This is a genomic window from Rhodospirillaceae bacterium, assembly GCA_040219235.1.
Lineage (GTDB): Bacteria > Pseudomonadota > Alphaproteobacteria > Rhodospirillales > Rhodospirillaceae > WLXB01.
Window position 1 is genome coordinate 1,085,493 of the sequence record JAVJSV010000011.1, and the last position, 19,551, is coordinate 1,105,043.

The 19,551-nt window shown below is 50.3% G+C and carries 17 protein-coding genes; 7 read left to right on the forward strand and 10 right to left on the reverse strand.

All coding sequences use genetic code 11. The features are described from left to right. Positions 1–3: 3 nt before the first annotated feature. The 3 genes from RIC29_09095 to RIC29_09105 form a co-directional block, all read right to left on the reverse strand. Positions 4–1,368, reverse strand: a complete 1,365-nt coding sequence (locus RIC29_09095; protein MEQ8735068.1) for an MFS transporter — start codon at positions 1,366–1,368, stop codon at positions 4–6. Between the two features lie 389 nt (positions 1,369–1,757). Continuing rightward, positions 1,758–2,885: a class I SAM-dependent methyltransferase gene (locus RIC29_09100; protein ID MEQ8735069.1), complete on the reverse strand. Its 1,128-nt coding sequence runs from the start codon at positions 2,883–2,885 to the stop codon at positions 1,758–1,760. Between the two features lie 101 nt (positions 2,886–2,986). After that, a complete protein-coding gene (locus tag RIC29_09105; GenBank protein ID MEQ8735070.1) occupies positions 2,987–4,138 on the reverse strand; it encodes a methyltransferase domain-containing protein in 1,152 nt (383 codons plus the stop codon). A gap of 130 nt (positions 4,139–4,268) precedes the next feature. Between RIC29_09105 and RIC29_09110 the strand changes: the two genes are divergently transcribed. Continuing rightward, on the forward strand, positions 4,269–5,315 hold the full coding sequence (locus RIC29_09110; GenBank protein MEQ8735071.1) for a TRAP transporter substrate-binding protein: 1,047 nt from the start codon (positions 4,269–4,271) through the stop codon (positions 5,313–5,315). Between the two features lie 22 nt (positions 5,316–5,337). Here RIC29_09110 and RIC29_09115 read toward each other — a convergent pair whose 3' ends face one another. After that, positions 5,338–5,916, reverse strand: a complete 579-nt coding sequence (locus tag RIC29_09115; protein ID MEQ8735072.1) for a CIA30 family protein — start codon at positions 5,914–5,916, stop codon at positions 5,338–5,340. Between the two features lie 118 nt (positions 5,917–6,034). On the opposite strand from RIC29_09115, the gene RIC29_09120 reads away from it, so the two are divergent. Continuing rightward, positions 6,035–7,399, forward strand: a complete 1,365-nt coding sequence (locus RIC29_09120; GenBank protein MEQ8735073.1) for an MFS transporter — start codon at positions 6,035–6,037, stop codon at positions 7,397–7,399. Positions 7,400–7,474: 75 nt separating this feature from the next. On the opposite strand, the gene RIC29_09125 is transcribed toward RIC29_09120, so the two are convergent. Both RIC29_09125 and RIC29_09130 read right to left on the reverse strand, forming a co-directional pair. Beyond that, positions 7,475–8,689, reverse strand: coding sequence for an NADP-dependent isocitrate dehydrogenase (locus RIC29_09125; GenBank protein MEQ8735074.1), 1,215 nt, complete (start codon positions 8,687–8,689; stop codon positions 7,475–7,477). A gap of 110 nt (positions 8,690–8,799) precedes the next feature. Continuing rightward, positions 8,800–9,417, reverse strand: a complete 618-nt coding sequence (locus RIC29_09130; protein MEQ8735075.1) for a TIGR00730 family Rossman fold protein — start codon at positions 9,415–9,417, stop codon at positions 8,800–8,802. A gap of 128 nt (positions 9,418–9,545) precedes the next feature. Between RIC29_09130 and RIC29_09135 the strand changes: the two genes are divergently transcribed. Further along, positions 9,546–9,986, forward strand: a complete 441-nt coding sequence (locus RIC29_09135; protein MEQ8735076.1) for a cytochrome c — start codon at positions 9,546–9,548, stop codon at positions 9,984–9,986. A gap of 75 nt (positions 9,987–10,061) precedes the next feature. Here the strand turns inward: RIC29_09135 and RIC29_09140 are convergent, their stop codons facing one another. After that, on the reverse strand, positions 10,062–10,808 hold the full coding sequence (locus RIC29_09140; GenBank protein ID MEQ8735077.1) for a cytochrome b/b6 domain-containing protein: 747 nt from the start codon (positions 10,806–10,808) through the stop codon (positions 10,062–10,064). A 171-nt stretch (positions 10,809–10,979) separates the two neighbouring features. Between RIC29_09140 and RIC29_09145 the strand changes: the two genes are divergently transcribed. The 4 genes from RIC29_09145 (at position 10,980) to pssA (ending at position 14,482) form a co-directional block, all read left to right on the forward strand. Beyond that, a complete protein-coding gene (locus RIC29_09145; GenBank protein MEQ8735078.1) occupies positions 10,980–11,771 on the forward strand; it encodes a hypothetical protein in 792 nt (263 codons plus the stop codon). Positions 11,772–11,873: 102 nt separating this feature from the next. Then, positions 11,874–12,845: a LysM peptidoglycan-binding domain-containing protein gene (locus tag RIC29_09150; protein ID MEQ8735079.1), complete on the forward strand. Its 972-nt coding sequence runs from the start codon at positions 11,874–11,876 to the stop codon at positions 12,843–12,845. Between the two features lie 104 nt (positions 12,846–12,949). Further along, positions 12,950–13,657: a phosphatidylserine decarboxylase gene (locus RIC29_09155; protein ID MEQ8735080.1), complete on the forward strand. Its 708-nt coding sequence runs from the start codon at positions 12,950–12,952 to the stop codon at positions 13,655–13,657. Then, the gene (pssA, locus tag RIC29_09160; GenBank protein ID MEQ8735081.1) at positions 13,658–14,482 is read left to right on the forward strand and encodes a CDP-diacylglycerol--serine O-phosphatidyltransferase; all 825 of its coding nucleotides are present in this window, start codon (positions 13,658–13,660) and stop codon (positions 14,480–14,482) included. 7 nt (positions 14,483–14,489) lie between these two features. Here pssA and RIC29_09165 read toward each other — a convergent pair whose 3' ends face one another. Genes RIC29_09165 through RIC29_09175 form a run of 3 tightly spaced genes read right to left on the reverse strand, consistent with a single transcriptional unit; the run spans position 14,490 to position 19,383 of the window. Continuing rightward, the gene (locus RIC29_09165; protein MEQ8735082.1) at positions 14,490–17,648 is read right to left on the reverse strand and encodes an efflux RND transporter permease subunit; all 3,159 of its coding nucleotides are present in this window, start codon (positions 17,646–17,648) and stop codon (positions 14,490–14,492) included. Continuing rightward, entirely contained in the window at positions 17,645–18,802 is a 1,158-nt protein-coding gene (locus tag RIC29_09170) for an efflux RND transporter periplasmic adaptor subunit (GenBank protein MEQ8735083.1), read from the reverse strand. The genes RIC29_09165 and RIC29_09170 overlap by 4 nt, the downstream gene beginning before the upstream one ends. Further along, positions 18,799–19,383: a PadR family transcriptional regulator gene (locus tag RIC29_09175; protein MEQ8735084.1), complete on the reverse strand. Its 585-nt coding sequence runs from the start codon at positions 19,381–19,383 to the stop codon at positions 18,799–18,801. Before RIC29_09175 ends, RIC29_09170 begins: the two co-directional genes overlap by 4 nt. Between the last annotated feature and the right edge of the window lie 168 nt (positions 19,384–19,551).

The following is a 19,551-nucleotide window of genomic DNA, read 5'->3' on the forward strand; positions in this document are numbered from 1 at the left end:
AGTCTATTTGCTGCTTTCCGTCATCCAGTCGACACGGGTAAGGCTGTCCCGATAGGATTTTAAACCATAGGCAATGAGCAGGGTGCCCAGCGAACCCATAACAGCCGTCACCAGCGCCATGCTATGATTGATCTTCTGAGGATCCCCGAACACGTTGTCCGTGACCCACCCCATAGCGAAGGGGCCAACCCCAGCGCCGCCAATACCGATAACGAGAATATAGCCACCAGTGATGACGCCCCGGAGTTGATTTGGCGTCATATCGTTGACGGCGGCAAGTGCCTGAGCCGGGGGCCAGTTCGAAAAAATACCAGCCATCGCAAAGAGAGCAAGGCAAAGCTCAGGAGTCGGCATTAGCGGGGCAAGGGTCGTTCCAATAGTGAGACCTGCGCCGCCCCATAGTACGGTGCGCATCGCGCCGTCCGTGTTGCCCCGGTCTTTGAACCAGTTGGTGACGTATCCGCTGGAAATTGCAGAGATAATGCCGAATAGACCGCCAAATATGCCGTACCAGACACTGAATTGCGGCACGGACCAGCCATGTACACGCTCAAATAACGATGGCAGCCAGTTCACCCAGCCGTACACGGCCATCAGGATGAATGCGACACCAAAGTGATGACACAGCAGTGTGGTTTTATTTTCTTTCGCAAAAGCCCAGATCTCGGGCCATGACGCTTTTTCGCTTTTATCTAAGGCAATTTCTTTTCGACTCGGTTCTCGCACGGTCAGCGCCATCAAGAGGGCTGGAATAAGTCCGGCCAAGCCGATGATAATGAAGACAGCCTGCCAAGCTGGGATTTCACCCAGCAGCGGCATATTAAACATGGCCACCTGGTCGGCAAAAGCACCGGTGAACGAAATGAGCAGGCCCCCAAAGACATAGGTCAACCCGGTGCCAAACGCTGTGGCCATAGTATAAAAACCAAATGCTTTGGGTCTGTTGCGTGGCTCAAAATAATCCCCAATCAAAGAGGCCGTGCAGGGATTCAGTGTTGCTTCACCGATCCCGACGCCCACACGCATGCCAAAAAGACCGCCAAAGCTTCTGACAAGACCACAGCCAGCGGTGAACAGGCTCCACGTGGCGGTGCCAATGGTGAGCATGTTTTTCCGGCTGAAGCGGTCAGCGGCCCATCCGATTGGAATAACAAAAAGGGAGTAAAAGACGGCGAAGGCCAAGCCCTGAATGACACCCATCTGTGTATCTGAAAACCCTAGGTCTTTCTGAATCGCCGGAGTAAGCAGGCCGACAATGATTCGGTCCATGAAACCGAAGAAATAGGCGAATACGATAACGCTCATGCAATACCAAGCGTAGCGTTGGTTCGGATACTCAGACGACGATTGCTGGGTAGCTTCGGCCATATTTCGGTCCCCTCAGAAAGAAACGGCTATATGTCTGTAGCAGGCTTCAGACTGAACTGCTAGGCACTCGTTCTGTGGCTCGGTGGTCTAAGGGGTGGTGCCAGGGCGTGCAGAGAGATGTTTGCCGCCTAAAGGATATTCAAATTTTCGACTAATTGGAGCCTCAATACACAACCTCAATCATTTCCGTTTGCTTGGTAAATCTGGTCTTCGGATCTCCCCCTCCCTCGTGTCTCGGGGCTATGAAGGTGGGGCAGCGCCGGGAATAGGCGATCTCGTCAGCTCAGTTCTGCCGACCTCTGGCGGTTATTGGTGCCTACACAGTCCAAGCGTGGCACCATCGATGGCGGGCACGATGTCGAGGGCGGCTTGGCCGTTGACTTAAAAACCTACTTTTTAGGCTTTTGCGCCGCACTGACGAACCAACTGACCGTCTTGTCGAGTTGTTCAAATTTACCGAACCAGACATCTTTTTCCGGAAAGCCGGCATCCAAGAACATTTGATGAGGATCATTAGAGGCATAGGTGCTCCAATAGGGCTCGTTGTTGTTCTGTTGATCCCAACTGAATTCAAACTCTGTGTAGGCATCCAGTTCACTGAACCGCAGAGGCACGTCTTGGTGGATGGCGATGCCACCTGGCTTTAAGAGCCGGAAACTTTCCTTAAACATATTCTCTGTCGTTTTTTGCGACATTTCATGCATTGCATTATGGGAAACGACGAGGTCAAATGATTCGTCTTCGAAAGTAGTTTTTCCGGCATCCATTTGGTGAAAATGTACGGGAGCGCCGAGCGCTTCTGCGCGCCCATGGGCGTAGCGCAGCATGGCGGCCCCCACATCAATGGCATGCACTTCCGCCTCTGGAAACGCCAAAGCCCAAGGCGTAGATGAAGACCCTGCAGAGCAGGCGAAGTCCAAGATTTTTGTCGGCGTGAAATTAGGGTAGCGCTCTTTGATGAAGCGCATAATCACTTCGGCTTTGCTTTCCCGTGTGCCTATACCACCGGACATGGAATAGAGATTGCCACCGCCCTCATAAAAAGCACCGGCAAGAACGTCATTATCGCCATAGTCGATGGCGTATCCTCCAGGCTGCAAGTGTATATCAATGCTGGCGATGCCGCGCGGGACCTCGAAGCCCGGCGACAATTCCAATGACCCCTTGCGATCATTGCGATTATGTAATTTGTCGTAGGTTTCGGAGAGGCGTTCACGATTACGGTATATAGGATCAGCGACCGAGTCCCACATCATCTCCTGGGCCGATCTGTTGAGTGCAGAGAACAATTGATACCCCGGTTGTTGCCACATGGTGGCCCCGATCTCTGATGTCGTTTCTGGCAGGCGACCTTCTTTTTTTTCAAAAGCAGGCTTTGCCACTTTCTCAAAAATCGTGCGGTTTCCAGGTCGCACTTTTGTGCCGATGTGCCTTTTGAGCGAGAAGACAAACTGCTGGCGTAACCGTTCATCATGAGTCGGGGGGGACAGCATTTCGTGTTCTGGGTTACGCACCATAGCAAGGCTCCTTTATCAGAATCAGCGGATTTGTCTCATTACTATAACCAATATGAGGAGGACTCGACCAGTGGATAAGGTGGTTTCAGTTTAAATTTGATCTAACAGCAATCCGTCGAAGGGTCGCAACAGGAAGCGTCGTTGACGCGCGTTTCTGGTGTCACACCCGCTTTGGTTTCTGATGGTGCTCTAACTGCATCTCGTGAACAATCGAAGGGTACCTGATCGGTCACTTCGACTTGAGCGGGGATGGCATGGAAATGCGATAGATAGGGCTCAGATGTCAAAATTTTGTATGTTTTCTCACATACGGCCATCGGTTTTCCGCGGATGTAGGCGTGCCCGTCGTCATCCGCAACGCTGGAGAAGGGGCCCTTATACATAACGGCCTGATTCTTCTCCCAGCAGGGCCCTTCTTTACCTTTCCAGGCCAGCACAGTCACAGAGCGGTACTCAATACCTTCAACCACTTGCCATGGTTCGGCGTCTCGTTTGTCTATGGTTATGCCGTAAAACCCGACGTCCTCAAGCAAGGCGATAAATTCATGTTCCTGAAGTGCGCCAGAAATGCAGCCACTCCACAACGTGTCATCTTTTTTGAGATGAACTGGTGACAGTTCGTCAGACACGATATCTGATATGGCAATGCGCCCTCCCTTTTTAAGAACCCGGAACATTTCTTTAAAGAGAGCCGGTTTATCGGTGTCAGCCACTAAGTTCAAAACACAGTTGGAGACAATGACGTCTATAGAGTTGTCGTCAACAAGGGGGGCCTCACGCTTTTGCCGGCTGCGCGCCTCATCAAAATCAGCCAATTGCTCCGCATTGGAAATTGGCGTCGAGGCAAGAATAGCGTCTAAGGCCGTAACATCCGTTGCGAGATCTTCAATGTGCCCACGTCTAAACTCGACATTCCCAAACCCAATGTGCTCAGCCACGATGGGGGCGTTCCGGCGAGCGACATCAAGCATTTCATCTGTCATATCAATGCCAATAACTTGGCCGTTCTTGCCTACAACCTGTGATGCGATAAAACAAATTTTTCCTGTGCCTGATCCAAGGTCCAACACCGTCTCACCTTCACGAATATACTGAGAAGGATCACCACAGCCATAATCACGTTCAATGACTTCGGCTGGAATGACTTTCAAATACTTTGGGTCGTATTCCACAGGACAACAGAGGGCTTCCTCACGTTCTTGAGCGCCTGCTCCGTAGCGCGCTTTGACGACGTCTTGAACCATATCTTGCATTAAGGTTTACCTTTGTAATCTTGGGGGCTTTAAACCCATATTTTAACCATATGTAATCAACATAGTGCCCGAGTAATAAACCTGCACCAAGACTCTACCGTTTCACGACTCTGTGTGGTTTGCTGGGGTTATGATTACATTCTACACACGAATTATTGGGTACGCACCGGTAGCATTGGTTTTGATGCTGTCTGCCGCAGGAGGGCTCGTCTCGAGCCAAGCCTGCGCTGACCCTCCGAAAATTGCCGGTTTCGCGGCTCCAGGAACGGCAGGAGAGGTGTACTGGCAGCAGTACAAAGATGCTGTGCGCACGTTAAGTGGGGGGAGGCTGGATGTCACGCTGATGGTATTAGGCGAGGCTGGCCCAGAAGAAACTCAATTTGCAGGTCTACGCCGTAATAGGCTCCAGGTCGGTGGCATATCAACGGGGACACTCGGTTTGGCCGTCCCAGAACTTGCCGTGCTCAGGGCTCCATTTCTATTCGACTCTCTAGAAGAAGCGTCATTTGTACTCGACCGTTATTTGCTTGAGTTCTTGGTGGCCAAATTTAGGGATAAGGATTTGGTTCTGTTGTCATGGATGATGGATGGGTGGATGGATATCTACGCAACATTTCCTATTCATATGCCAGAAGATGTGGCGAGGCGAAAACTCCGGATTTCTGCTGATGACTCAGCATTAATGTTTTTTCGGTCATTAAAGGCTGATGTAATTCAGATTCCACTTAGTGATGTCATCCCATCCATGCAGACCGGCTTGGTTGAAGGCGGGGAGCAGAGCACACAAATTTTTGCATTGGCGGGATTAGAAAGCCGCTCACCTTATTTATCTTTAACGCATCACGCGTATTCAACAGCAGGCGTTGTCGCCAATAAATCTTGGTGGGATAGCCTCCCGAGGGAAGACCAACTTGTTTATCGAGATGCCGTGCCAAACGCTGTTTGGTATCGTTCATTCGTGCTCGAAAAAAATGAGTCGTATCTGGCGGCCGCGCGCAGTCGTGGATTAACGGTGATCGAACCAAAGCAAAATGAACGGGCCGAATGGCAAAAAAGAGGGTTGTCTATTCATCGCACTCTTATAGAAAAAATTGGTGGTGATGCCGCTGCGCTTTACGAAGAGGTCATGGCCGCCAAAGCTGTGTTCGCGGCGGAGCAAAACGAACTGGGCGACTAGCAGGCACGACGAGTGAACTCAGTTAAAATAAGGCGAGGCGACCGACCGCAATGTCAGCCTTGAAGTCACGCATCCACCCCAAAATGCCCAGACGCAAAAGCCCGTTTAAGTTAAGACCCTTGTCTATGGCATGAGGTTCAAAGGCCGACCAGGGCAGCTTCACAGTCGTCCATTTTGGCGGAGCGCTAAAAGTTGAACGATATGACTGTTCATACCATCTGATGTCTGTGGTGCGTAGATGACAATTGTACTCTTCATCATTGCCATAAACATCCAGTTCAATGCCGGAATACGGATTTCCGTCGAAAGGCTTACGCCGTTCTCCCATGTCGATGGCCAACTGAATAAAGCCGCCTCCCTTGGTATTCACTGTGCCGGTCAAGCGGATGCAGGGTCGACCGTCAATCTCATCCAGGCGCGACGTTGCTGTGCTGCGCCCACCCATCACTTGATCGGTAAAGCCCATCCATTGATTGCCAGTGAGAGCTACCCCGGTTCCACTAGAGAAATCATCTATCAGTAGTGTTTGATTTGCGTTCACAGCACTTGAGGGTAAAGCAATAAGGGCAAGTGATCCCGTAAAAAATGTACGCCTAAACATTGCTAAACTCCGTCAGAGGACCTTATCCATTCTACGAGGAATAGCCTTTGTTAGATCGACAGCTGACTAGGTGGACCGGCAATTTTTATGCATACTGACCCAAACAGGGGACGAAGATATGGTCGATATTTCTAGAACAGATGTAAAGTTGCCACTCGTTGTGGCGATAGGATGGGGTATCGGCACATTCGTGCCCTCAATCATGTTCAATATCACGAACGTGTTTCTGATGCGGTTTATGACTGATGTGCTTGGTATTGCTGCTGTGACCGCAGGGGCAATCTTCGCAGTTTCCAAGATTTATGACGCCATGACCGACCCTCTTATGGGAACGATCAGTGACCGGACGCGGACACGATGGGGGCGCCACCGGCCTTATTTAATTTTTGGTGGAATTGTTTGCGGTGCGTCGCTTATCGCCATATTTGGCCCGCCGGCCGGTGTGGTTGGTTCAACAGCAGCTTGGTACATGCTCGGGGCGCTGGTGTTGTATTCAACGGGCTACACGATATTTAACGTTCCTTACTTGGCCATGCCGGCTGAGATGACACAGAACTATCACGAGCGGTCTTTTCTCATGTCGTGGCGCGTGGTGGCTATCAACTGTGCTCAAATTATCGGATTGATTCTCTCGCCCGTGATTCTTGTCGCAGCCGGTGGCGGACGAGAGGGGTACGCTGTTGTTGGCTGGGTGATGGCATCTGTTGTGGTCGTTGCGGGCATTCTCAGCTTCCGCATGACAGCAAAGGCTCATTTTCATGATGTCCCATCGGGTCTAGCACCGAAGTTTTTTGATCAATTACGAACCGTTGCTGACAACAAACCCTTTTTGCAGCTTCTAGGCATCAAATTTTTCATGTTGTTAGCTAACTCATTCTCATTTGGAGGCTTCGCCTACTTCGTGCAGCGAGTCATTCAACAACCTGATACTGTTTTGTCTTATATGTTCATGACGTCCACGGCCACGGGCCTTCTTGCCATTCCAATCTGGTTGAAAGTTTCGAGAAAAATTGGAAAACCACGGACGTTAATGATTGCCTGTTCCATCTTGGCTTTGTCTGGCTTCTCTTGGTTGCTCGCTACGGCGGATGAATCTTTATTCCTTATATTGCTGCGCCCCTTTGGGACCGGTGTTGCGGCTGCCGGTATGCTGATTGTTGGGCAGTCTATGTTGCCGGATACCATTGAGTACGATCGTCGTCGGACCGGACTGGAGCGGGCGGGCGTTTTTGCTGGCATATACACCACGGCTGAAAAGATGGCCTATGCTCTAGGGCCAGCATTGACGGGCGTGCTCTTGGGGGGCATGGGGTATGTCTCTGGGACGGCGGGGGCTGCTATTGAGCAACCTGCAAGCGCCATCACAGCAATATATTTAACTATTGGTGTGGCACCGGGAGTATGTCTTATGGCGGCTGTTGGCCTTCTGTTTTTCTATGACCTTGATGAAGAAAAATTGAAAGCAACAGCGCAAGCTGCTTAGTTTTAACGATTCTTGCAAAGAAAAACGGCATCGCCAGTATTGGCGATGCCGTTTTCGCGTTGCCTTATAAAAGCATTAGCTCATTTCAGCTTGGAGCATTTCATCAAGCTTTTCCAAGAACTGGTTGGTTGTCATCCACGCCTGATCTGGACCGATAAGAATCGCCAAGTCTTTTGTCATGAAACCTTTCTCAACTGCGTCTACACAAACCTTTTCCAGGGTCTCTGCAAATTTGACAACATCAGGTGTTTCGTCAAATTTACCGCGATACTTCAGACCCTGCGTCCACGCGAAGATAGAGGCGATTGGGTTTGTGGAGGTTTCTTTGCCTTGTTGGTGCAAGCGATAGTGACGAGTCACTGTGCCATGCGCAGCCTCGGCTTCTACAGTTTTGCCGTCTGGGGTCATCAATACTGATGTCATCAAGCCAAGTGAGCCAAAGCCTTGGGCCACAGTGTCTGATTGAACATCACCGTCATAGTTTTTACACGCCCAAACGTATCCGCCTGACCATTTCATGGCGCAGGCCACCATGTCATCAATCAGACGGTGCTCGTAGGTAATGCCTTTGGCATCAAACTTTTCTTTGAATTCTTTTTCGAAGACTTCCTGAAACAGGTCTTTGAAGCGACCGTCATAAGCTTTCATAATCGTATTCTTGGTCGACAAGTACACTGGATAGTTCCGCAGTAAGCCATAGTTCATGCAGGCACGTGCGAATCCTCGGATGGACTCATCAAGGTTGTACATTCCCATTGCCACGCCGGCTTCTTCGAACTTGTATACTAGGTACTCAACTGGCTCACTGCCGTCTTCTGGCTTGAAGGTCATGGTTAAGGTTCCTGCACCAGGTACCTTGAAGTCTGTCGCTCTGTATTGGTCTCCAAATGCGTGGCGACCGATGACAATGGGGTCGGTCCAACCCGGAACATACCGCGGGACGTTCGAACAAATAATGGGTTCTCTGAAAACGGTACCACCGAGGATGTTGCGGATGGTGCCGTTTGGCGAACGCCACATTTTTTTGAGTTTGAACTCTTCAACGCGCTCTTCGTCGGGAGTGATGGTTGCGCATTTTACGCCCACACCATGCTGTTTGATCGCGTTGGCGGCATCAATTGTGATTTGGTCATCCGTGGCGTCACGGGCCTCAACGCCGAGATCAAAGTATTTGAGATCTACGTCGAGGTAAGGGAGAATCAATTTGCTCTTAATAAACTCCCAAATGATCCGGGTCATCTCATCGCCGTCCAACTCGACGATTGGATTCTTAACTTTAATTTTGTTCACTGACTGCTCCCTTAATGGCGGACTTTTTCCGCTTGGTCTTTTGGGCTATCGCCCGAATTCAAGTGCCGGGAAACTAGGGCAACCGGGCGTTTGGGCGCAACCCCAACAGTTCAGGTTTTGGTCAAATCTGGATGCCCAGGGCCTGAAATTTGCTTGAGGTTAGCCAATTCCCGTCTAACGGTAGGTATAATATCAGCCACAGAATGGACGACGGTATAAAGTTCCTGCATTGGGCCGTAGCCAAACCCACTGGATTCTATGGTGTTTCCGAGCGTAACGAAGTGATCCCAATACCCATTCCAATTGGCCAAAATGACGGGTTTGTTGTGCACGGATAATTGCCGCCAGGTCACGATTTCCAGAAATTCTTCAAGAGTGCCAACACCGCCCGGTAACACACAGAACGCATCTGAGTGTTCAAACATTGTCCGCTTGCGAGTGTGCATATCTGGCACAACAATCATGTTAGCAAATGGATTTGTGCCTTCCTGGCTGGTCAGAAAGTTAGGAATAACGCCAATTACCTGACCTTCATTTTGTATCATGGCGTTTGAGATGGCTCCCATCATGCCGCTGGCCCCACCGCCATAAACCAACCGGACCTGATCACGTGCCATAGTTTCGCCAAGTTCAGCGGCGAACTTTACATAATTAGGGTCAATACCAGTTCTTGAGCCGCAAAAAACGCAAAGGCTAAAAACCATATTTTTGTTGGGGTCTAGGCTCATGGGGCGCTTTGGGTTCGGGTTGCCAGGTATATAGGAACTATGTACTGCTTATGTCAGCGCATAATCTACTGCGAAGTTAATGTGGTTGAGCGCCGGAGTAGGAAATAGGGTCAAACCGGAGAATTAGAATGAAGTTAAAACATCTTGCTGTTGCGATGGTTGCAGCTGCTTTTTCGTTCGGACTGTCGTCCGCACAGGCTGCTGATAAGGATTTTATCGATTACCGGCAGAATCTGATGAAATCGTTGGGTGCCCACGCTGCGGCCCTCGGTGCCATTGCTCAGAATAAAGTGCCGTTCTCTGATAACCTTGCTTATCACGCAGACGGCATTGCCGCCGCAGCGGACGCCGCAGAACTGGCTTTTTCTGAAAATCTGCCAGGTGGCACCGCAGCTGCAAACATTTGGGAAAACAAAGAAGATTTTAACCAGCGGTTTGCAGCCCTTGCTGACTCAGCACGCAAAGTCGCCGCCGCAGCACGCAGTGGTGGAATGGCAGAAGCAGGACCGATGATGAGCGGCTTGTTCACCTGTAAGTCTTGTCACGACATCTATCGCACCGAGAAATAAGCCACTTATTCAAGAGCCTTCAGAAGCAGCCGCCGGTCTATACAGACCGGCGGCTTTTCTTTGCGTACAGCACGCCTAAAGTGATTCTGCAGAACTGACCAGAAAGACGATCACACCAGCGGCTAAGGCGATCACGATCCCCAACCAAAGAGGCGCAAATTTGACGTCCGGGTCTTGAACCCCGTCAGGCAGCTTCCGCCGCCCTGTTATCATTGCCCAGATCAAGTCCTGTTTCTTTACGAGCCAGTAAAACAAATTGGCTGCGATGTGTAATACGATCAAAATCAGCACCGCATACTCCCACCACAGTTTATGGATGCTGGTGATTTCTTTGCTTGTCTCTTCACTGACCAAGAATGCCAGCGGTCCACTGGTGGCGAAGAAGGACTCATCCTTTGCGAACAATCCGGTGCTGGCCTGTACCATCAATGCCAGCAGTATAATCATGACGACGGCGCCGCCAGCGGGGTTATGGCCGGCGAAAAATTTTACTGGCCCGCCAAATACAGATTTAACGTAATTTATGATCACGGATGGCCCGGCAATGAAGTTTTTGAACAGAGCTGTGGATGATCCGGTAAACCCCCAAATGATCCTGAAGATGACTAATCCCAAGATGGTTAAGCCGCTCCAAATGTGAAGGTTCATATTTGAAACAAAACGGTCGGTCCCAGGCATGGTGAAATCGAACCCGCCAATCTCGCCGGTGAGGTAGCTCATCAGAATCGCTACTACGAGCAACCAGTGGAACAATCGCACCCAAATATCCCAGACCTTTGCGGTCCATTTCTGGCCATTTCTATGGTGTCCCGTGTCAGACATTCTTGCTCCCCTCTTTCCCCAAGCTTGACCGCCTTTGAGACGGGCTGCTATTCGCTGTAGCAGCATCATAAAGGACGGTACGACCTAGGGGCAATTCATAGCCGTATGGTTTGGACTGTATAAATTTTGACAGGTTCTCTGCTTCCATACTTCATACCGTTTGGAGTCGCCTTGGCGATAGGAGGCGTTTTACGCCTAGCCGCGGGTCCAAATTATGGTGCTCGCCTCGCAGGACTTGGCATCCTGTTTGGCTTTGCAGCTGCCTGGAATTGGCTATTGTTGACGCCTTGGGTTCCGCATGACCCCTTAAGCCGGGTCATCCATATCGCTATTGGTGGCTTTCTTTTTGGCTTGGTGTTGGATTTTGTGCAGCCTCGACGCTCAATTACGTCAATTTTGGTCGCTATTTACACTTTTGGCAGTGTTTGGGCCACTATTTCTGGCGCTTTGCTTGGGCCGCCACCAGATGAGGTTGGCGGCTGGCTGAGGCTCGTTATCTATCTATTAATGTGGTTTGGCCTGTTTTGGCGGTTTACGGCCCTGCGTCTTGAAGGGCCGTCGGTCTTGATTTTTTCAGTGATGTTGGCTCTGGGACTGGCCTTGGTGGCCCAAATGTCCGGTGAAGGAGCAATTGCAGCGGCGGCTTACTGTTTGGTTGCTGCCATCGCGGGGCATCTTATTTTGTCTTGGGTTTTGGCCTTGGCGGTCAGTCAGGCGGTTATTTTGGGCTGCGGCGGTACAGTTCTGGCCCTTGCCATGGCCCTGGCTGATCCATTTGCCGAAGCGTCCATAATCGCTCTATTCTGCCTTTTTCTGGTACCTTTTGCCGACGGCACAACCAAGCGCCTACCGCTTGGGCCTGTGGCACTCCGGCCAGCGCTGTATCCTTTGGCTCTAATGGTCGTGTGTCTGATGCCGGTCTTGCTTTCAGCGGTGATCGCGTTTCTCCTGTCGGGACGCTAAGAAAAATCGCTTCACACTTGGGCGATTGCCCCAAGTGTCCCGTTGCTTCAGTCCACGCAATCCCGTACTAAAAGGAAAGGGTTTTCTAAGCTGAGAGGCACTGTGAACCGTCCACTCCTGGTTGCGATTATTGGTGTTCTTGTCGTAATAGCGGCCATCATATTGAATTTTACGCTTGAAGATCCAGGCACCCCTGCGCCCGGTGCTGATCAGTTACGTCTTGGCGTTGAGGATAACGCGGGATCATCTGCTGCTGATACTGCAGCCTCTGCGGGCCCTATACTCCCTAGTTTTGATGTGGTGCGCATTGACCCCCAGGGGAATACAGTCATGGCTGGCCGTGCTGGCCCTGGTGCGACGGTCATAATTCTAGATGGTCAGTCAGAGATTGGACGTATAGTCGCCGATGGTCGCGGTGAATGGGTTTTTATTCCACCGCAATCGTTGTCACCCGGTACGCATGAGCTTTCTCTTCAGGTTGACCGCGACGGACAAGAGAGTTTGCTTTCTGAAAATGTTGTGGTGATGTCTATCCCGGAACAAGAAGGCGACATTCTCATTATAGAAACGGCACGTGATGGTGGGACAAGTCGTGTCCTACAAGCACCTGCCCAAGTCAGTCCGATTGAGTTAAGTGTTGAAACTGTTGATTACGATGACGAAGGGCGGCTGTTCTTGAGCGGTCAAGCTCTGGCAGGTAATACAATACAGGTCTATTTGGATAACACGTTTGCGGGTCGTGTTCAGGTCGATAGCACAGGTTACTGGAGCATTGAAGCGACGGAACGCGCTTTGCCTGGCCAACACGTCGTAAGAGCCGATGAATTGGATTCAGAGGGTACTGTGATCTCTCGTGTTGAAGTGCCGTTTAATCGTCAACCGCCTGATCCGAATATGCAATCTGGCGCTATTACAGTTGTAAAAGGTAATAGTTTGTGGCGCATCGCGCGTCGGGTTTATGGCGAGGGTGTTATGTTTACTCTGATCTATGAAGCGAATCAGGATCAGATCAAAGACCCTGATCTCATTTATCCTGGCCAAGTCTTTACGTTGCCCGTCAAAGACAGGCTATAAAACTCAATGTGATAGACTTTATATGAAGTCGATCTCGAAAAACGGCTAAGCTTGCCTAAAGTAAAGATAATCAACATTGCACGCACCGCTCGGAGAATGGCCATATGACCAGCCGCGAAATAACTTGGAAAGACTATTTGTTTCCGCCTTTGCACCCCGAAGGCCCAGGTTTTTTGGCCTTATTTGCGCTCGTGACACTCATTCTATGGGCCATATGGACCCCGCTGGGAATTGTTGGGCTGGGTCTAACCGTATGGTGTTTTTACTTTTTCCGCGACCCTGACCGGATCACACCTACGCGCGACGGCCTTATCATCAGTCCGGCAGATGGCGTCATTCAATCAATTACAGAAACGACGGGGCCACCTGAACTCGATTTGGCGGAAAAGACATTTACGCGTGTGAGCGTTTTTATGAGTGTATTTGACTGTCATGTGAATCGCATGCCGATCGCGGGAGAAATCATAAAAGAAGTTTATGTCCCAGGCCTGTTTTTAAACGCCACCCTAGATAAAGCGAGTGAAGATAATGAGCGCCAGTGCCTGCTCGTCAAAACCGAAGATGGGAAGGAGTTTGCCGTCGTACAAATTGCTGGCCTTGTCGCGCGGCGCATACGTTGTGATGTTCAAGCCAACCAAAAGCTGGAAACCGGTGAACGCATCGGCTTAATTAGATTTGGCAGTCGCGTCGATGTCTACTTACCGCCCGGAATCCATCCACTTGTCGCTATTGGCCAAAAAATGGTTTCTGCAGAGACTGTCATCGCTGACGCCAACTCTAAAGAAGAGCAACGACTTGGTGAGGTCCGCTAAGTGACCGAGCAACCTCAACAGCCTGATAATGCGAAGAAAGATAATCCGCGGCATCACAAGACGTTGCCATTTAATAAGCTGTTTCCGAACATACTGACCGTTTTGGCATTATGCAGCGGCTTGACCTCAATTCGTTTCGCTATTTCTGAAGACTGGGAACGGGCAGTTATTGCCTTGGTGATTGCCTGTTTTCTTGATGGTATTGATGGATTAGTCGCGCGTTTACTACACGGTACGACTAAATTTGGAGCGGAACTGGACTCTTTATCAGATGCCATTAGCTTCGGCATGGTACCATCTATTCTGCTGTACCTTTGGGCGATGCAAGGGGCGGGCACCATTGGGTGGGCACTATGCCTGCTGTTTGCGGTCTGTTGTGTCTTGCGCTTGGCGCGTTTTAACACAATGGTCGGTGACCCAGGACTTCCAAATTGGGCGCATAACTATTTTACCGGTGTACCATCACCAGCTGCGGCTGGGCTAGCGATCCTGCCGATGATCCTTTCGTTTTATTTTGAAGCGGGTGTTTTTAATACACCCCTAATTGTCGGCGTATTTTTGGCGACAGTATCGTTTTTGATGGTCAGTAAAGTTCCTACGTTCTCGATAAAAAAGCTGCGCGTACCAAGGCATTTTGCCCTGCCAATGATGATTTTTATCGCTCTGTTTGCCGGGTTCATGGTCACGGAAACATGGGCGACGCTTGGCCTAATGGGAGTGCTTTATCTTGCCAGCATCCCGTTCAGTGTTCTTACTTTTCACCGTCTATCACGCCGCGGTGGCCCCTCTGAGGAAGAGCTTGCCGAAGTTGAAGCGGAAGACTGATCGCAATTTATTCTGCGGGTTGATTAACGACTCCAGCTTTCGCCGATGCTCGGCGCACCATAATCGACTGAACGTCTGTCCTGAGTTTTAAGGCGCAGGGCGTGACAAACAAGGTTAAGACCGTTGCAAAACTCAGGCCGCAGACAATGGCAATGGCCAGTTGCTGCCACCATTGTAAAGATGGTGCCCCAATGTGGACGGCTCGTTGCACGAAATCGACGTTGATTTGGAACATCATGGGCATCAGACCTAGCACAGTCGTGACTGTGGTCAGGAGGACCGGGCGCAACCGTTGAACACCTGTTTGGATGATCGCCTGAACAGGATCCGTAAAGTCTTTCTTTAAGCGATCATAAGTGTCGATCAACACGATATTGTTGTTCACCACAATTCCGGCTAAGGAAATGACACCGACGCCAGACATAACGATTCCGAAGGGCTGCTGGAAGATAAGTAGCCCCATAAAAACGCCTATGGTCGACATCACAACAGCGCTTAGGATCAGAAAGGCTGAATAGAAGCTGTTAAACTGCGTAATCAGAATCACGCCCATTAAAAACAAGGCGACCATAAAGGCGCGTTGCAAGAAGGCTGCAGATTCCTGTTGCTCTTCATCCTCGCCCTTGAAGGCCCATTTAACGGACTCACTCCAAGCGTCATTAGATTTGAGCCATTGTTCTATCTGTTCTACTTGCTCACCAGCCAAAATGCCGCTTTCGACGCTAGCTATAACTGACACCACGCGCCGACCATCAATCCGGTTGATTTCGCCGGGATCTTGCTTGGCAACTCTTTTGACAAAACTTGAGACAGGGACTTGCCCAGCGGGTGTATTGACCCGAATAGCATCCATCTCATCTAAGGTTCGATATTCTTCTGGAAAGCGGACAACAATATCAATTTCATCATCCGCATCATCTGGCCGGTAGTCTGAGAGTTTTAAGCCCTCGGTTATCAGTTGCACCATATCGCCGATGGCACCGATGTCGACGCCAAACTTAGCCGCTTGGGCGCGATCAACTTCGAGTTCCCACTCGATTCCTGGAAGGGGCAATGTGTCTTCGATATCAACAAATCCCCCGACTCGTGCCATTTCGGATCTGACCATGGCAACATGGTTAGCTAAGACATCGAAATCCTGCGCCATCAGATTGAGGTGAAATTGCCGGCCTGTCGGAGGGCCCATTTTTTCTTCCCATATCTCGATTTTGACACCAGAAAGATCGGATAGGCGTTGGCGCATGTCCGCGACAACCTCTTCAGAAGACCGCCTAAATTCCCAGTTTTTATATTCGAACTGAACCGCACCAACGATGTCAGCGGAGCCGCCGTCGCGATAACGTGCGCCTTGGGCGGATCGTGCATATACGGTTGTGAATTCAGGCAGATCAAAGATGCGTTGCTCAACTTCCCGAGTCAGTCGGTCTTTATCATCGACGGACAGATTGCCGCGGGCATGAACATAGACAGCGCCGCGTTCAGGCTCAGACTCTGGCATAAACTCTACACCTTTCCCAAATGACCAATAGAGAGCCTGCGCTGTAACCAACAAAACAAGCGCGCCCACGAGCACCTTGCCTGAGTTGTTCAGCGCCGAGGTCAGCAGTCTCGCATAGGTGCCTGTAATCCCCGGCAGCTTGGTCATGTCTACGTTTTGTCCTGCGGCAATGGCGCGCATGATGTCTGGGTTGCCAATGCCCGGCTTTCCAAAGCGAGCCCCAAGCGTTGGTACAAAAATCAAAGCCATGAGTAGTGAGGCGGTGAGTGTTGCGATAAGTGTGATTGGCAAGTACTTCATAAACTCACCAAATAGACCGGTCCAGAATAGGAGGGGCGTAAACGCAGCAAGTGTTGTTGCCGTTGACGCCGTAACTGGCCACGCCATGCGTTTGGCGGCCAATGCATAAGCTTCCTTACGATCTAAGCCTTCGGTCATTTTGCGGTCTGCGTATTCAGTAACCACAATGGCACCGTCTACAAGCATGCCGACAGATAAGATCAAGCCGAATAATACAACCATATTGATGGTCATGCCGCCGGTATACAACACGAGTATACCCATAAGGAATGAACCAGGGATGGCGATCCCGACCAACAACCCCGCACGCAAACCCAGCGCTGCGACAACGACGATCATAACAAGCAGAACTGCAGTCACCACGTTGTTTTGCAATTCAAACAGCATGTCTTTGACCATTTTTGACTTGTCTTGGAAGTAATTCACTTGAATGCCAGATGGCCACAACGCTTGATCTTCTTCGATCACTGACCTGACAAGGTCGACAGTCTCAATGATGTTCTCACCTGAGCGCTTAGAAACTTCCAGAGTCAAAGACGATTGACCGTTAACCCGTGCATAACCATCAGCGTCTTTAAATGCCCGTCGACCTTTAGCAACGTCTCCAACTGTGATTGAGGCATCTCGGTTAACTACGACAGGCAACTCAAGAACGTCATCAACGCCTTCAATCAGCCCAGGTAAATTGATTGCGAAGCGTCCATTACCTGTGTCCAGTTCGCCAGCGGCAATGACTGTATTGTTGCGCTTAAGGAAATTTGTAAACTCGTTTGCATCGATGCCGTATGATTTTAACAATGCTGGGTCAATAATGATTTCCATCTGTTCTTCACGGTCACCAGCGATGTCAGCTTCGAGAACACTCGGAATCTCTTCAATTTTATCTTTCAAGCGGTTGGCGATTGTAAACAAGGTCCGCTCTGGCACATCACCCGATAAGCTAATGGCCAAGATGGGCAGCAAGCTCATGTTTACTTCTTGCACTGTCGGTTCTTCCGCGCCTTCTGGAAGTTCGGCTTTTGCGACATCTACTGCTTCACGCACATCCATAAGAGCTTTATCGACGTCAAATCCAGCTTCAAATTCCAGTGTGACGTTGGCGCCATTGGGGTAAGACTGGCCAGTAATTTCTTTGACGCCCTCGACGGATCGCATTTCGCGTTCCATTGGGCGCACCAACAGGCGCTCCCCATCCTCCGGCGAAATCCCTCGGTACACCATGCTTACATAGATCGTTGGAACCGGAATATCTGGTTCCGCTTCTTTAGGGATGTCCATAAAAGCACTAATACCTGCGACTAGGATCATGAACAGCAAAGAGAGTACCGTCCGCGAACGGTCTAAAGCAGCATCAATAAGGGCGATCATTGTTGCGCTCCTTGTCGCTGCACCAGTTGAGTTTGATCAGAGGCTCGGGAAGGCATTAGTCCCACTGGCCCTAGTTCACTGCTGTTTATGATCACAGGCTCGACCTTTTGACCGACGGTAACAAACTCTTGACCGACGGTAATGATATCTACTGATCCAGGTAGTCCGGTGAGCCAGACACTGTCAGAGGATGCAGACGAGGCAGAGGCTTCGGCGAAAGAAACACGGCCCTCTTTATCCACCAATTTCACACCAACTGCGCCGCTATCATCAAGTGTCAGGGCGGCGGGTGGCACGCTATGCGCCATAACTTCTTGGGTGGGAAGCCTCAGAGTCGCAGTCATTCCATCGATAACTCGGCCATCAGCGTTAGGCACGGAAATCTCAACGGAAAACGTGCGAGTTTCTGGTGAGGCGAGACTTGAAACAAACGTAATCGGGCCAGTTACACTAAGGCCATTGATTAGATCTGCAGTTGCGACAGCACCGGTTTTCACATCGCTGACCGCCAGTTCTGCAATTTCAGCGATGATAAGAATCGGGTCAAGGTCGACCATCTCTGCAATCTCATCACCAACGCGGACGTAATCACCTATTTCAACGTGGTTGCGGTTGAATATTCCATCAAAGGGCGCACGAATAATGGTTCGTGCGATTTCAAGTTTAGCGCTTTCTAACTCAGCTCGTGCAGACTCAAGCTCCGCCCTGGCATTGGCAAGGGAGACTTCTGACGTAAAAGACTTTTTAGACAAGTCTTCGGCAGCCCGAAATTCCAATTCACGTTTTAAAACTAAAGCTTCTGCTTTTGATAACTTCGCTTGGCGGTCGTTAATTCCGAGTTTGATGAGCGGCTGATCCCTCTTCACAGCTGTACCACGACTAACCAGCAATGCAGTGACCGGGCCTTCGGTTTCGACACGCAGGGTCACCTGACGGGAGGCTTCCGTTCGCCCAGCTACACGAATCTCTCTCACTCTTGGTATGGCGAGAGATTGCATCACCTGCACACGTTGCAACCCTTCAGGCTGATTTCTAGCGGCTTGCTCTACAGCCGAGAGTCCAGATTCGGTATCTGGAGAAAATATGACACCGGAGGCGACCCAAAGTATGGCCACGGCAGCAATGGCAGCCGCTATTACATAGGAGTTATTCATGAGCACGCTCCTGCCGATAGGTTCTGTTGATTGAGATCACCTGCTAAGGGGGGGTGCTCCTCATTGATTTCAACAAGCTCTGCACGATGATCGCGCAAATAGGTCAAAGCGGATTCATACATAGTGACGCCGAAATTATGGACGAAGTGTCTAACAGGACTTGAGATGGCGCGTGTCTCAGTACAGTCGTGGATAGCCGCGAGCCGTTCTTCGTAATCAGCAATATAGCGATCAACAAGATCCAGCACGACTGATCGGGACAGATTGTCACCAAACGATAAGATAAAGAGCATTTCTGATCGCATTTTATCGGGTGCTGGTGTGTGCGATAAAGCTTCTAAAAAGGCAGACCGGCCAGCGGGCGTAATGCTATAGACTTTCTTATCAGGACGACCAGCCTGCTCGGCGACACAACAGGTCGCCCATTCACGATCCAACAATACGTTAAGAGCTGGGTATATGGACCCGAAACTCACATCGTAGATGGCGCTAAAGGGGCCGTCTTCAAAAAGCTTACGAATTTCGTAACCAGATGCGTCTTTGTCCATCAACGCACCTAGGCAAAGTGTTTTGGCGTCCACGGCCTACCCCTTTAAGTTGTGAAAGCGGTATGATCCGCTTTTATGACTTTCGGATGGCGTTATATCGATTTGATATATGCTGGGTCAACATACAATCTCAGTATGCCAGCTATGCGTCACCGGCATGAAAAACCCTATGAATACTTATAGAACAATAAGTTAAGTGGT